Origin of the sequence: Glycomyces sp. NPDC048151, assembly GCF_043202775.1 — a bacterium.
Taxonomy (GTDB): domain Bacteria; phylum Actinomycetota; class Actinomycetes; order Mycobacteriales; family Micromonosporaceae; genus Glycomyces.
Genome location: NZ_JBIDBB010000007.1, coordinates 347,109 through 359,364, shown reverse-complemented (window position 1 = coordinate 359,364; position 12,256 = coordinate 347,109). Strand labels below are relative to the sequence as shown.

General features: G+C 70.8%; 11 protein-coding genes. 7 read left to right on the top strand and 4 right to left on the bottom strand.

What is annotated here, in order from left to right:
• Window positions 1-224 precede the first annotated feature (224 nt).
• The gene (gene bcp, locus ACGGCP_RS19140; protein WP_392967886.1) at window positions 225-698 is read left to right on the top strand and encodes a thioredoxin-dependent thiol peroxidase; all 474 of its coding nucleotides are present in this window, start codon (window positions 225-227) and stop codon (window positions 696-698) included.
• A gap of 9 nt (window positions 699-707) precedes the next feature.
• Here bcp and ACGGCP_RS19135 read toward each other — a convergent pair whose 3' ends face one another.
• From ACGGCP_RS19135 to ACGGCP_RS19125, 3 genes are all read right to left on the bottom strand, one after another.
• Window positions 708-2,180 carry a sensor histidine kinase gene (locus tag ACGGCP_RS19135; RefSeq protein WP_392967884.1) on the bottom strand — a complete coding sequence of 491 codons (1,473 nt, stop codon included), beginning with the start codon at window positions 2,178-2,180 and terminating at the stop codon, window positions 708-710.
• On the bottom strand, window positions 2,180-2,890 hold the full coding sequence (locus ACGGCP_RS19130; protein ID WP_392967882.1) for a response regulator transcription factor: 711 nt from the start codon (window positions 2,888-2,890) through the stop codon (window positions 2,180-2,182). The genes ACGGCP_RS19135 and ACGGCP_RS19130 overlap by 1 nt, the downstream gene beginning before the upstream one ends.
• Before the next feature lie 71 nt (window positions 2,891-2,961).
• The gene (locus tag ACGGCP_RS19125) at window positions 2,962-3,192 is read right to left on the bottom strand and encodes a hypothetical protein (RefSeq protein ID WP_392967880.1); all 231 of its coding nucleotides are present in this window, start codon (window positions 3,190-3,192) and stop codon (window positions 2,962-2,964) included.
• Window positions 3,193-3,432: 240 nt separating this feature from the next.
• Here ACGGCP_RS19125 and katG point away from each other — a divergent pair, with 240 nt between their 5' ends.
• A complete protein-coding gene (gene katG / locus ACGGCP_RS19120; protein WP_392967878.1) occupies window positions 3,433-5,640 on the top strand; it encodes a catalase/peroxidase HPI in 2,208 nt (735 codons plus the stop codon).
• Here katG and ACGGCP_RS19115 read toward each other — a convergent pair.
• Window positions 5,637-6,665, bottom strand: a complete 1,029-nt coding sequence (locus tag ACGGCP_RS19115) for a LacI family DNA-binding transcriptional regulator (protein ID WP_392967876.1) — start codon at window positions 6,663-6,665, stop codon at window positions 5,637-5,639. The two genes, katG and ACGGCP_RS19115, sit on opposite strands and share 4 nt — an antisense overlap.
• Before the next feature lie 274 nt (window positions 6,666-6,939).
• Here ACGGCP_RS19115 and ACGGCP_RS19110 point away from each other — a divergent pair, with 274 nt between their 5' ends.
• From ACGGCP_RS19110 to ACGGCP_RS19090, 5 genes are read left to right on the top strand one after another with little or no spacing between them, the layout of a single operon-like run.
• Entirely contained in the window at window positions 6,940-8,259 is a 1,320-nt protein-coding gene (locus ACGGCP_RS19110; protein WP_392967874.1) for an ABC transporter substrate-binding protein, read from the top strand.
• A 9-nt stretch (window positions 8,260-8,268) separates the two neighbouring features.
• The gene (locus ACGGCP_RS19105; RefSeq protein WP_392967872.1) at window positions 8,269-9,243 is read left to right on the top strand and encodes a carbohydrate ABC transporter permease; all 975 of its coding nucleotides are present in this window, start codon (window positions 8,269-8,271) and stop codon (window positions 9,241-9,243) included.
• Window positions 9,240-10,097, top strand: coding sequence for a carbohydrate ABC transporter permease (locus tag ACGGCP_RS19100; protein ID WP_392967870.1), 858 nt, complete (start codon window positions 9,240-9,242; stop codon window positions 10,095-10,097). The genes ACGGCP_RS19105 and ACGGCP_RS19100 overlap by 4 nt, the downstream gene beginning before the upstream one ends.
• Window positions 10,094-11,047 carry a glycoside hydrolase family 113 gene (locus tag ACGGCP_RS19095; RefSeq protein WP_392967868.1) on the top strand — a complete coding sequence of 318 codons (954 nt, stop codon included), beginning with the start codon at window positions 10,094-10,096 and terminating at the stop codon, window positions 11,045-11,047. Before ACGGCP_RS19100 ends, ACGGCP_RS19095 begins: the two co-directional genes overlap by 4 nt.
• Window positions 11,044-11,952 carry a BadF/BadG/BcrA/BcrD ATPase family protein gene (locus tag ACGGCP_RS19090; RefSeq protein ID WP_392967866.1) on the top strand — a complete coding sequence of 303 codons (909 nt, stop codon included), beginning with the start codon at window positions 11,044-11,046 and terminating at the stop codon, window positions 11,950-11,952. Before ACGGCP_RS19095 ends, ACGGCP_RS19090 begins: the two co-directional genes overlap by 4 nt.
• Window positions 11,953-12,256 lie beyond the last annotated feature (304 nt).

Below are 12,256 nucleotides of genomic sequence, written 5' to 3'. Positions count from 1 at the left end.
GCCTGGGGCGGGCCGGGGAGGGTGTGGCGGTCGCCTTACCGGATGCAAGGCGCCCACGCGCGGAATCAACAGCCCACTGTCAGGCTATTGCAATCATTTTGCAATAGCGTCTCGGTCGCCGTCAAGCGGGACCGGGAAGTGTCGGGTAGCCAACGTCCGCCGGACAGGGACCGTCGAGCGTGCTCCCAGGGGATTGTCAGGGACGACCGGTAGGGTTTCGACCTGTGAACGTACGACTTCAGCCTGGTGAGACGGCGCCTGACTTCACGCTGACCACCGACACCGGCGACCCGGTGACCCTGTCGAGCCTCCAGGGCCGCAAGGTGATCCTGTTCGCCTACCCGAAGGCCATGACGCCCGGTTGCACCAAGGAGGCCTGCGACTTCCGCGACAGCCTCACCGGCCTCCAGGCCGCCGGCTACGCGGTCCTCGGGATCTCCCCCGATGAACCGGAGGCCCTGGCCAAGTTCGTCGAGCGCGACGGCCTGACCTTCCCGCTCCTGTCCGACCCCGAGCACAAGGTGCTCGAGGAGTACGGCGCGTGGGGCGAGAAGAAGAACTACGGCCGCACGGTCCTGGGCGTCATCCGCTCCACGTTCGTCATCGACGAGCAGGGCGACGTCGAGCTCGCGCAGTACAACGTGAAGGCCACCGGCCACGTCGCACGCCTGAAGAAGCAGCTCGGCCTCGACGACTAGCGGCCCGGGTCAGGATCTCGGCAGGACCACCCGGAACGTCGCCCCGCCGCCGGGCGTCCCGCTCAGGCGCACGCAGCCGCCGTGCCCCGCCACGATGGCCGCGACGATCGACAGTCCCAGCCCCGAGCCGCCTTCGGCGCCGCGGGCGCGGCCCTGGTCGACCCGGTACAGCCGCTCGAAGACGCCTTCGGCGTGCTCGGGCGCGACCCCGGGCCCGGTGTCGGCCACCTCGACGACCGCGGCCGGCATGGCCGGGGTCTCCCCGACCTGCGCGAGGCAGCGCGGCCCCGGGCTCGAACTCCAGCCCAGGCGCACGGTGATCCGCGCGTCCGGCGGCGTGTGCCGCAGCGCGTTCGCCACGAGGTTCGTGAGGACCTGACGCAGCCGCGGCTCGTCCCCGGTGATGTCGACCGCTTCGAGCAGCTCGTCGTCGCCGCCGTGCAGGGGTTCGAGCGCGATGAACCGGCCGGGTTCGCGCAGGTGCGCGTCCCCCACCGCGTCGGCGGCGACCCCGAGCAGGTCGACCGGCCCGCGGCTGAGCGGCCGCTGCCGGTCGAGCGCGGCCAGGAGCATGAGGTCGTCGAGCAGGAGGCCCATGCGCTTCGACTCGGCCTCGATCCGCCCGATCGTCTCGTCCATCACCGGCCCCGGCGGGACGCCGCCGCGCCGGTACAGCTGCGCGAACCCCTTGATCGAGGTCAGCGGGGTGCGCAGTTCGTGGGAGGCGTCGGCGAGGAACTGGCGCAGACGCGCCTCGGAGGCGGCGCTGGCGTCGAGCGCGGCCTGGATCCGGGCGAGCATCGTGTTGAGCGCGGAGCCGAGCCGCCCGGTCTCGGTGTGCGGGTCGGTGTCGGTGACGCGCGCGTCGAGGCGGCCTTCGGCGATCGCGTCGGCGGTGGCCTGCATGCGGTCGAGGGGGCGCAGGCCCAGGCGCGCGACCCAGAACGCGGACACGGCGAGCAGGAGCAGGATCGCGAGCGTGACGCCGCCGCCGATGAGCAGCAGCGACTCGGTGGCCGCGCCGACGTACTCGGAGGACAGGGCGTAGACGACGTACCCGTCGGTGTCCTCGGCCGCTTCGACGAGGACGCGCCAGGAGTTCCCGTCGGCGTCCTCGACGGTGTAGGGCTCGCCGGTGCTCGCGGCGGTGTCGCCGAGGCCGGTGAGCTCCGCCGCGTCCTCGCCGCCGAAGGCGTGCACGAGGTTCCCGTCGGCGTCGTAGGTGTAGACGCGCGGCGTGTCGGGGAAGCCGGGCTGCGGCCCGAGCGGTTTGAAGTCCTCGTCGGCGTTCAGCGGCGGCTGCTCGTTCCGCGCCATCTCGGTGGCGGTCTCCAGCTGCGAGTCGATCCGGTCGGTGAGGACGTTCTGGAGGAGGGCCGTGGCGGCCAGGACGGCGGCGGCGAGGGCCAGCGCGCACAGCGTCACGATCGTGAACGCCATGCGGGAGCGGACGGTCCAGTGCCGCCAGCGCCTGGGCTTCATCACTTCGGTACCCGCGGTTCGCGCAGTGCGTAGCCGAAGCCGCGGACGGTCTGGATGAGCGCGGGCTCGACGTGGTCGATCTTCTTGCGCAGGTAGTAGACGTAGGACTCGACGATGCGGCCGTTGCCGCCGAAGTCGTAGTTCCAGACGCGGTCGAGGATCTGCGACTTGCTGACGACCTTGCCCGCGTTGAGCATGAGGTAGCGCAGGAGCTTGAACTCGGTGGGCGAGAGCTCGACGGGCTGCCCGGCGCGGCGGACCTCGTGGACGGTCTCGTCGAGTTCGAGGTCGGCGTAGCGCAGGACGCGGTCCTCGGGCGGCGCGGGGGTCTTGGCGCGGCGCAGGATCGCCTGGACCCGCAGCACCACCTCTTCGAGGTCGAAGGGCTTGGTCACGTAGTCGTCGCCGCCGACGGTGAGGCCGGTGACGCGGTCGCGGACGGCGTCGCGGGCGGTGAGGAAGAGGACGGGCAGGTCGCGCCCGGCGCGCAGGCGCTTGGCGACCTCGAAGCCGTCCATGTCCGGGAGCATGACGTCGAGGATGACGAGGTCGGGTTCGAAGCGGGCGTCGGCGCGGAGCGCCTCGGCGGCGTCGCGGGCGACCTCGACCTCGAAGCCGGTGAGGCGGAGGGTGGCGGACAGGAGCGCGCCGATGTTCTCCTCGTCGTCGACGACGAGGACGCGGTCCTTGTACTCGGGCGCTTCGCTCACCTGGGACTCCTTATGACGGGGCGTGCCGGACATTCCTATCCGGGGGGCCCGCGGCGCCGCTGGGAGTCACCTCAAAGAACGGTAAGAGTCGCCGCCTTGCGCGGGCGCAGCGGCCCGGAGGCCTCGTCGATCTCCAGGAGCCGCTGGACGGTCTCGGCGGTGCCGGTGCGGAGCACGTGCTCGCGCAGGCGGCGGTACCGGTCGAGGAGCGCAGCCTGCTCCTCCTGCGGCAGCAGCGCCGACCGCTGCACGGCGATGGCGAGGGCGGCGATCCTGGCGATGTCGGCGTTGTCAGCAGTCATGGAATGACCGTCCATGCTGAAGACGACTTGGAAGCGAACCCGAGGTGAACCGGACCGGACGCGCCGACAACGATCGATGTCCGGTTTGCCCCCGATCGGGTGACCGGCGGTCCGGCGCGGATCCGGGCGCGGCTCTGCGGCGATTCCAGGCATAAGTCGCGCTCGCGGTGGTATGACCTGTGGGGGGCGTCCGCGACACGGAAGCCGGGCTCCCAGAAGCGACCCTGCGGAAGGATTCCCATGTCTGCCAAGCAAGACGACAACGGCACCGGCGGCTGTCCGATGGGGCACCGCCCCGCGCTGCTCCCCGTCCAGGGGGGCGGCAACCGGGGCTGGTGGCCGGACCGGATCAACCTCAAGCTCCTCAACAAGAACCCGGCCGCCGGGAACCCCCTCGGCGGCGACTTCGACTACGCGGCGGCGTTCGAGTCCCTCGACCTCGCCGAGGTCAAGCGCGACATCGAGGCGGTCATGACCGACTCGAAGGACTGGTGGCCGGCGGACTTCGGGCACTACGGCCCGCTGTTCATCCGCATGGCCTGGCACAGCGCCGGGACGTACCGCATCAGCGACGGGCGCGGCGGGGCGGGCACGAGCCAGCAGCGGTTCGCGCCGCTCAACTCCTGGCCGGACAACATCAGTCTCGACAAGGCCCGGCGGCTGCTGTGGCCGGTCAAGCAGAAGTACGGCCGCAAGCTCTCCTGGGCGGACCTGATGATCCTCACCGGGAACGTCGCCCTGGAGTCGATGGGCTTTCGCACGTTCGGGTTCGGCGGGGGCCGCGAGGACGCGTGGGAGGCCGACGAGGACATCTACTGGGGCCCGGAGACCGACTGGCTCGACGACCAGCGGCGCGGCGAGGACCAGCGGATCGACGACGCGTTCGCGGCGGCCCAGATGGGCCTCATCTACGTCAACCCGCAGGGCACGGGCGGCCGCCCGGACCCGGTCGAGTCGGCGCAGGACATCCGCGACACGTTCGGGCGCATGGCGATGAACGACGAGGAGACCGTCGCGCTCATCGTCGGCGGCCACACGTTCGGCAAGACCCACGGGGCCGCGCCGGAGTCGAACCTCGGGGCCGAGCCGGAGGCCGCGCCGCTGGAGGCGCAGGGCCTGGGCTGGGCGAACGCGCACGGCACCGGCAAGGGGAACGACACGATCACCAGCGGCCTCGAGGGGATCTGGACGAACACGCCGACCGAGTGGGACAACAGCTTCCTGCAGATCCTGTTCGGCTACGAGTGGGAGCTGTTCGACAGCCCGGCCGGGGCGCACCAGTGGCGGCCGAAGGACGGCGCGGGCGAGGGCACCGTCCCCGACGCGCACGACCCGACGAAGCGGCACGCGCCGACGATGCTGACCACCGACCTGTCGCTGCGGTTCGACCCGGTGTACGAGGCGATCGCGCGGCGGTTCCTCGAGCACCCGGACAAGCTGGAGGACGCGTTCGCGCGCGCGTGGTTCAAGCTCACGCACCGCGACCTGGGACCGATCTGGCGCTACAAGGGCCCGGAGGTTCCTTCTGAGCAGCTGATCTGGCAGGACCCGCTCCCGACCGCGGACTACGAGCCGGTCGAGGAGTCCGACATCGCCGACCTGAAGGAGCGGATCCTCGAGTCGGGCCCGACGCAGCGGCAGCTCATTGCCGCCGCGTGGGCGGCGGCGTCCTCGTTCCGCGGCAGCGACAAGCGCGGCGGCGCGAACGGGGCCCGCATCCGGCTCGAACCGCAGAAGGACTGGGAGGTCAACGAACCGGAGTCGCTCGCGGCCGTGCTCCGCGCGCTCGAAGGCGTCCAGGAGGCGTTCAACGCCCGCTCCGGCGGCAAGCGCGTCTCGCTCGCCGACCTGATCGTCCTGGGCGGCTCGGCCGCGATCGAGCGCGCCGCCGAGGCCGCCGGGCACCACATCGAGGTGCCGTTCACGCCCGGCCGGGTCGACGCGACGCAGGAGCAGACCGACGCGGACTCGTTCGCGCCGCTCGAACCGGCCGCCGACGGGTTCCGCAACTACGTCGGCAAGGCGCAGCGGCTGCCCGCCGAGTACATGCTGGTGGACCGCTCGAACCTGCTGGGCCTGACGGTCCCGGAGATGACGGTGCTCGTCGGGGGCCTGCGCGTCCTCGGCGTCAACTTCGAGGACTCGCCCGTCGGCGTCCTCACCGACCGGCCCGGGCAGCTCACCAACGACTTCTACCGGAACCTGCTGTCGCCGGACATCGAGTGGTCGCCGGTCTCGGACGACTCGCAGCACTTCGAGGCCCGCGACCGCGCCACCGGCGCGCGCAAGTGGACGGGTTCCCGCGTCGACCTGGTGTTCGGCTCGAACTCCGAGCTCCGCGCCGTCGCCGAGGTCTACGCCGCCGACGACGCCGAGTCGCACTTCATCCGCGACTTCAACCGCGCGTGGACGAAGGTCATGAACGCCGACCGCTTCGACGTGCGCTAACCGCGCGGGCCCCCGGCGCGAGCCGGGGGCCGCTCCCCCGAGCCGCGCGCGACGAACCGCGTCGGCAGCTCGATCCTCCTGGTGAACCCGAGCGGGTCCGCCATCCGCTCGATCGCGAGCCGGGCCGCGTGCCGCCCCAGGTCCACCGGGTCGTGGGCGATGACGCTGACGCCGAGCACGTCGGCGGTGTCGAAGTCGTCGAAGCCGATGAGCGCCGGGGCGTCCCCGCCCAGAGAGCGCATGGCGCGCAGCGCCCCCACGGTCATGCGGTTGTTCCCGGTGACGACGGCCGTCGGCGGGTCCTCGCCGCCGAGGAGCCCGGCGATGATCCGCTCCGGGGCGGCGTGCGGGTCGTCGACGAGCCGCTCCCAGCGCCTGGTGTCGCCGATCCCGTTGGCGGCCATGGCCTCCCGGTAGCCCGCGACCCGCTCGGCCTGGGTGGCGACCGAAGCGGGGTTGCACGCGTAGCCGATGCGGCGGTGGCCCAGGCGCAGCAGCCGCGTAGTCGCGTCGCGGACGCCGTCGCGCCCGGCGAGGACGATCGCATCCGCGACGAGGTTCCGCGCGGGCCGGTCGATCGCGACGACCGGCGTCCCCAGGTGCCGCTCGCCCTCCAGATAGGACTGGTCGGCGGCGACGGGCACGAGCAGGAGCGCACCGACGCGCTGGGCGAGCAGGGCGTCGACCACGCGCTCCTCGCCGTCCGGGACGTCCCCTGTGGTGGCGACGACGAGGGCGTTCCCGTTGCGGGAGAGCTCCTGCTCGATCCCTGAGGCGATCCCGTAGTAGAACGGGTTGCCGAACTCCCCCATGACGAAGCCGACCGTGTCGGTCGCGCCGCCGCGCCGCAGTGTGCGCGCGAGCGAGTTGGGCCGGAACCGGAGCCGCTTCGCGGCGTCCAGGACCCGCTCGGCGGTCGCGGGGGCGACGGCCTCCCGGTTCCCGAACACCCGCGAGACGGTCTTCGAGCTCACCCTCGCGAGCCGCGCGACGTCCTCGGCCGTCGCCCGCTGCTGCATCGCCATACCGGGCCCTTCTTCTCCGAACCTGCGCTTATGCGGTCAAGTCATTTGGTGTCCAACGTTGGACATGAAGTCGAATTTCATCGATATGAATTGCCTGATGAAGATATGAATTCCCAGCTCAACGCCTGCTCAATATCCGGAAAGATCACCGATCGATAACAAGACAGCGTTGACATGAACTTGCCCTTAACCGGTTCAGATACTACGCTTCGTTCAGCTCCGCTAGAACGGCCGCGCGGAGCAGTTCAATGAAGAACCCGACAAGGAGTCCCTCATGAAGAAGAAGGCATTGGCCGGTGTCGCGACCATCGCCGCCGCCGCGATCGCGCTCAGCGGTTGCATGGGCGGCGCCGCCGACAACGACCCCTCGAACACGATCGACGGCGAGGTGAAGGGCGACCTCAAGATCATCACGTGGCGCACCGACCTCGTCGAGAACGGCAAGTTCGACGAGTACATCGCGGCGTTCGAGGAGAAGTACCCGGACGTCTCGGTGGAAGTCGAAGGCATCACCGACTACGCGGGCGAGATGACCACCCGCATCAGCACCGACAACTACGGCGACGTCATCGGCATCCCCGCCGCGATCCAGCCGAACCAGTACGACCAGTTCCTCGAGCCGCTCGGCGAGAAGGCCGAGTTCGAGGAGACCTACCGGTTCCTCAACGGCGCCTCCTACGACGGGACCCAGTACGGGCTCGCCATCGGCGGCAACGCGAACGGCGTCCTCTACAACAAGCGCGTGTTCGAGCAGGCGGGCATCACCGAGCTGCCGACCACCCCCGAGGCGTTCCTCGCCGCGCTCCAGCTCATCGAGGACAAGACCGACGCCATCCCGATGTACACCAACTACAAGGACGGCTGGCCCCTCGGCCAGTCCTTCGGGAACCTCGGCGGCGTCACCGCCAACCCCGACGCCTCCAGCCAGATGGCGAAGGACCCCGCGCCCTGGACCGAGGGCAAGGACATGTACGCGATCGACGGCCTGCTCTACGACGCCGTCGCCGCGGGCCTGACCGAGGAGGACCCGCTCACCACGAACTGGGAGCAGTCCAAGATCGACATCGCGACCGGCAAGATCGGCACGATGACCCTCGGCTCCTGGGCGATCTCGCAGATGCAGGCCGCCGCCGAGGCCAACGGGGCCTCCGCCGCCGACATCGGCTACATGGCGTTCCCCTCGAACGTCGACGGCACCCAGCACGCGGTCATCGGCGGCGACTACAACCTCGCCGTCAGCCGCCACTCCGAGTCCAAGGCCGCGGCCTGGGCCTGGATCCAGTGGTTCATCGAGGAGTCCGGCTTCGCCGAGAACGAGGCCATGATCTCCACGGTGAAGGCCGACCCGCTGCCCGAGAACCTGGCCGGCCTGGAGGAGAACGGCGTCGAGCTCATGGAGATGAACGCCGCCCCCGCCGGTGAGGAAGGCCTGCTCAACGAGGTCTCCAGCGATTCGCAGGTCGACCTGTTCGGCAACATCTACCGCCAGGAGCTCGTCGACGTCGCCCGCGGCGCGGCCGACGGCGACAAGGAGGGCTTCTTCGCCGACCTGAACGCCCGCTGGGGCGAGTCGGTCGAACGGGTCGCGGGCTAAGGGACACCAATGGCGATCAACGCAACCGGTGCCGCCTCGGCGGACACCAGCGCCGACCGCCTCCACCCGGAGGGCCGCCCCGCGCGGCCCTCCGGGGCCGCCCGGCGGCGGTCCTGGAGGCAGACGCGGCGCCAGCTCACCCCGTACCTGTTCATCGCGGCCGCGGTCGCGCTGCTGGTCCTGCTCACCTACTGGCCCGCGGCGAACCTGCTGTACTTCAGCCTCACCGACTGGGACGGCATCGACCAGAGCCTGAACTACGTGGGCGTCGACAACTACGTGCAGGTCTTCACCGACCCGCGCATCTTCGAGGTCTTCTACGTCAGCCTCTACTACTTCGGGGCGTCGTTCCTGCAGATCGGTCTCGCGCTGTACTTCGCGACGATCCTGAGCTTCAACACCCGGTTCAGGAACTTCTTCCGCGGCGTGCTGTTCTTCCCGTACCTCATCAACGGCGTCGCCATCGGGTTCGTGTTCCTGTACCTGTTCCAGCCGGGCGGGACGCTCGATACGGTCCTGTCGTGGTTCGGCCTGGCCGACCCGCCGCAGTGGATCGGCGACCCCGAGATCGCGAACTGGTCGCTCGCGGGCACCAGCATCTGGCGGTACATGGGCATGAACTTCGTGCTGTTCCTCGGCGCGATCCAATCGATCCCTTCCGACATCTACGAGGCGGCCGAGCTCGACGGCGCGAACAAGTGGCAGCAGTTCTGGGCGATCATCCTGCCGGGCATCCGCCGCATCATCGGCCTGTGCTTCGTCCTGTCGATCGCGGGCTCGCTCAGCGTCTTCGAGATCCCGTTCATCATGACCGGCGGCGCGAACGGCACGTCCACGTTCGTCATCTCGACCATCCAGACCGCGTTCACGCACCGGCAGGTCGGCGTCGCCTCCGCGATGGCCGTGATCCTGCTCGTGATCGTCCTCCTGGTGACCTTCGTGCAGCGCAAGCTCTTCCCCGACGAGAAGGTGGACCTGACATGACCACCGTCCACAACGACCCGCGGCCGGGGCTGAAGGCGCAGCGCGTCACCGTCGGCACCGCGAAGTACCTGAGCCTGGTCCTGGCGGCGGCGTGCACGCTGCTGCCGCTGGTCACCGTGCTGTTCGCGAGTCTGAAGACCGCGGAGGAGTACGGCTCGACGGGCGCGCTCACGCCGCCGTCGAACTGGTTCAACCTGTCGAACTTCGTGACGGCCTTCGACAGCGGCGAGATGCTCCAGGGCATCGTCAACACCGGCATCGTCCTCGCCGTCTCGCTCACGGGCACGATCCTCATCGGCACGATGGCCGCGTACGGGCTCGACCGGTTCGAGTTCCGCGGCAAGAAGCTCGTGTTCGCGCTGTTCCTCATCGCCACGCTCATCCCGGGCGTCACCAGCCAGGTCGCCACGTTCCAGGTCATCAACGGCATGGGGCTGTACGACACGAAGGCCGCGCTGATCCTCTTGTTCATGGGCACCGACATCATCGCGATCTACCTGTTCATCCAGTTCATGCAGGCCATCCCGGCATCGCTGGACGAGGCGGCGATGATCGACGGCGCGAACCGCTGGACGATCTACTGGAAGATCGTGCTGCCGCTGCTGCGCCCCGCGATCGCCACGGTCGTGATCATCAAGGGCATCGCGATCTACAACGAGTTCTACACGCCGTTCCTGTACCTGCCCTCGCAGGACCTGATCTCCACGTCGCTGTTCCGGTTCAAGGGCCCGTTCGGCGCGCAGTGGGAGGTCATCTCGGCCGGGACGCTCATCGTCATCATCCCCACCCTCATCGCGTTCCTGTTCCTCCAGCGGTGGATCTACAGGGGCCTCACCTCGGGAGCCGTGAAATGACCGCGAACCCCTTGGCCCCGTATGTGGCCGGTATGACCTGGGGCTGGACCGGGGTGCGCGGGACGTGGGCGGCCCCGGAGGCCGCCGCGTCGATGCGGGCGATGACCGGCATCGGCGTCAACTGGACCGCGATCGCGTACGCGGCGGTCCAGGAGACCGCGCAGTCCACTGTGGTGCCGTTCCGGGAGGAGCCCACGGTCACCGACGACGAGGTGGTGTGGGCGATCCGGGAGGCGAAGTCCTTGGGGCTCAAGGTGTGCCTCAAGCCGGTCGTGAACGTCGGCGACGGCACGTGGCGGGCGTACATCGGGTTCTTCGACTGGGACGTCCCGGGCGAGCCGACCTGGGGCGACTGGTTCGCGTCGTACCGGGAGTTCATCGTCCACTCGGCGCGGATCGCCGAGGCCGAGGGCTGCGAGATGCTCTGCGTCGGATGCGAGATGGTCCGCGCCGACGGCCGGGAGGCCGAGTGGCGGGAGCTCCTCGCATCGGTCCGCGAGGTCTACTCGGGGCTGGTCACGTACAACTGCGACAAGTACCAGGAGGACCACGTCACCTGGTGGGACGCGGTCGACGTGGTGTCCTCGAGCGGGTACTACCCGATCGACCGGTGGGAGGCCGAGCTCGACCGGATCGAGCCGGTCGTCGCCGCCTCGGGGAAGCCGTTCTTCTTCATGGAGGCGGGCTGCCCCTCGCGCACCGGCTCGCCGAACCGGCCGAACGACTGGAGCCTGCCGGGCGACCCGTCCGGCGCGGAGCAGGCGCGGTACTACGAGGCGATGTTCGCCGCGTGCGACGCGCGGCCGTGGGTCGGCGGATTCATGCTCTGGGACTGGCCGCCGATGCTCTACGCCGAGGCCGACGCCGCGGCGAACGACGACTACTGCCCGTACGGGAAGCCCGCGGCCGACCTGATCGCCCGCCACTACGCCGAGAGGACCGCCGGGTGACCGCGACACTGGCGATCGACGCGGGGCAGACGAGCGTGAAGGTCCGCCTGCAGGGCGCGGGCCGCACCGCCGACTGGTCGGCCCCCGGGGTCCGCACGGACGGCCCGCTGCTACCGCAGCTCGCGGCCGTCGTCGACCGGGCGGTCGCGGACGGGCACGCGTTCGAGCGGCTGGCCCTCGGCGTCTCGGGCCTGGAGTCGGCGGACACCGAGGCGGCCGCGCTCCTGGCCCGGCACGGGGGCCTCAGGTCGGTCCACATCGCGCACGACTCCGTGACGGCGTTCCTCGGGGCGCTCGGCGACGGCCGCGGCGCGGTCGTCGCCTCCGGCACCGGGGTGGTCACGCTCGCGGTGGGCCGCAACGAGGTCGCGCGGGTCGACGGCTGGGGCCACCTCATCGGGGACGCGGGCAGCGGCTTCTGGATCGGCCGGGCGGGCCTGGACGCGGTGATGCGCGCCCACGACGGCCGGGGCGGCCCGACCGCGCTCACCGGCCTCGTCGCGGCCGACTTCCCCGACATCGAGCGGGCCTACCTCGAGCTGCAGGCCGACCCGGACCGGGTGCGGCGCACCGCCGGGTACGCCCGCGCGGTCACCGCGGCAGCCGCGGAGGGCGACGCGGTCGCCTCGGCGATCCTCGCCGCGGCGGGCCGCGAGCTGGCGCTCTCGGCGGTCGCGGGCCTGCGCCGCGTCGGCGAGGCCGAGCGGCCCCGCGTGCGCGGCATCGGCGGGGTCTTCACCGCGCCGCCGCTCGCGGCGGCGTTCACCGACGCGGTCCAGGAGGCCCTCCCCGGAGCCGAAGTCGCCGTAGGCGAGACGGACCCGCTGGACGGCGCCCAGGCGCTGCCCGACGTGGCCCCCGCGAGCGCCCTCGCCGCACGCATCGCCGTCGCCAGGGCGAACTGAGGCGGCGTTCGCGTTGCGGGACAAGCACTTCGGAGAGAGACGCAGCCTTCACCTGCGCACGGAACCGAGGCCGCCGTCCAGGCGGCGGGCGCGCTCATCGCGCGCATCGCCAGCGCGCACTGGGCGGCGCTCGCGCTGCGGCGCAGGGAATCCGGTGAGCGGTGCGCCCGCCCGCGCCACAGCCGCCGCGCGACCCGCACCCGCCGCGAACACCACCGTCAAGGACTGCGAGCGCGCTAGCGCGGCACCGGCCGTGAGGCCCGGCGGGGCCCGCGCCGCCGCCGCGTAGGACCGGCAAGACCAC

Excerpts from the sequence above, each read along its gene's own strand:
- ACGGCP_RS19110 (WP_392967874.1), top strand. The coding sequence starts at position 6,940 with ATGAAGAAGAAGGCATTGGCCGGTGTCGCGACCATCGCCGCCGCCGCG.
- ACGGCP_RS19125 (WP_392967880.1), bottom strand. The coding sequence starts at position 3,192 with ATGACTGCTGACAACGCCGACATCGCCAGGATCGCCGCCCTCGCCATC.
- ACGGCP_RS19095 (WP_392967868.1), top strand. The coding sequence starts at position 10,094 with ATGACCGCGAACCCCTTGGCCCCGTATGTGGCCGGTATGACCTGGGGC.
- katG (WP_392967878.1), top strand. The coding sequence starts at position 3,433 with ATGTCTGCCAAGCAAGACGACAACGGCACCGGCGGCTGTCCGATGGGG.
- ACGGCP_RS19135 (WP_392967884.1), bottom strand. The coding sequence starts at position 2,180 with ATGAAGCCCAGGCGCTGGCGGCACTGGACCGTCCGCTCCCGCATGGCG.
- ACGGCP_RS19105 (WP_392967872.1), top strand. The coding sequence starts at position 8,269 with ATGGCGATCAACGCAACCGGTGCCGCCTCGGCGGACACCAGCGCCGAC.
- ACGGCP_RS19100 (WP_392967870.1), top strand. The coding sequence starts at position 9,240 with ATGACCACCGTCCACAACGACCCGCGGCCGGGGCTGAAGGCGCAGCGC.
- ACGGCP_RS19115 (WP_392967876.1), bottom strand. The coding sequence starts at position 6,665 with ATGGCGATGCAGCAGCGGGCGACGGCCGAGGACGTCGCGCGGCTCGCG.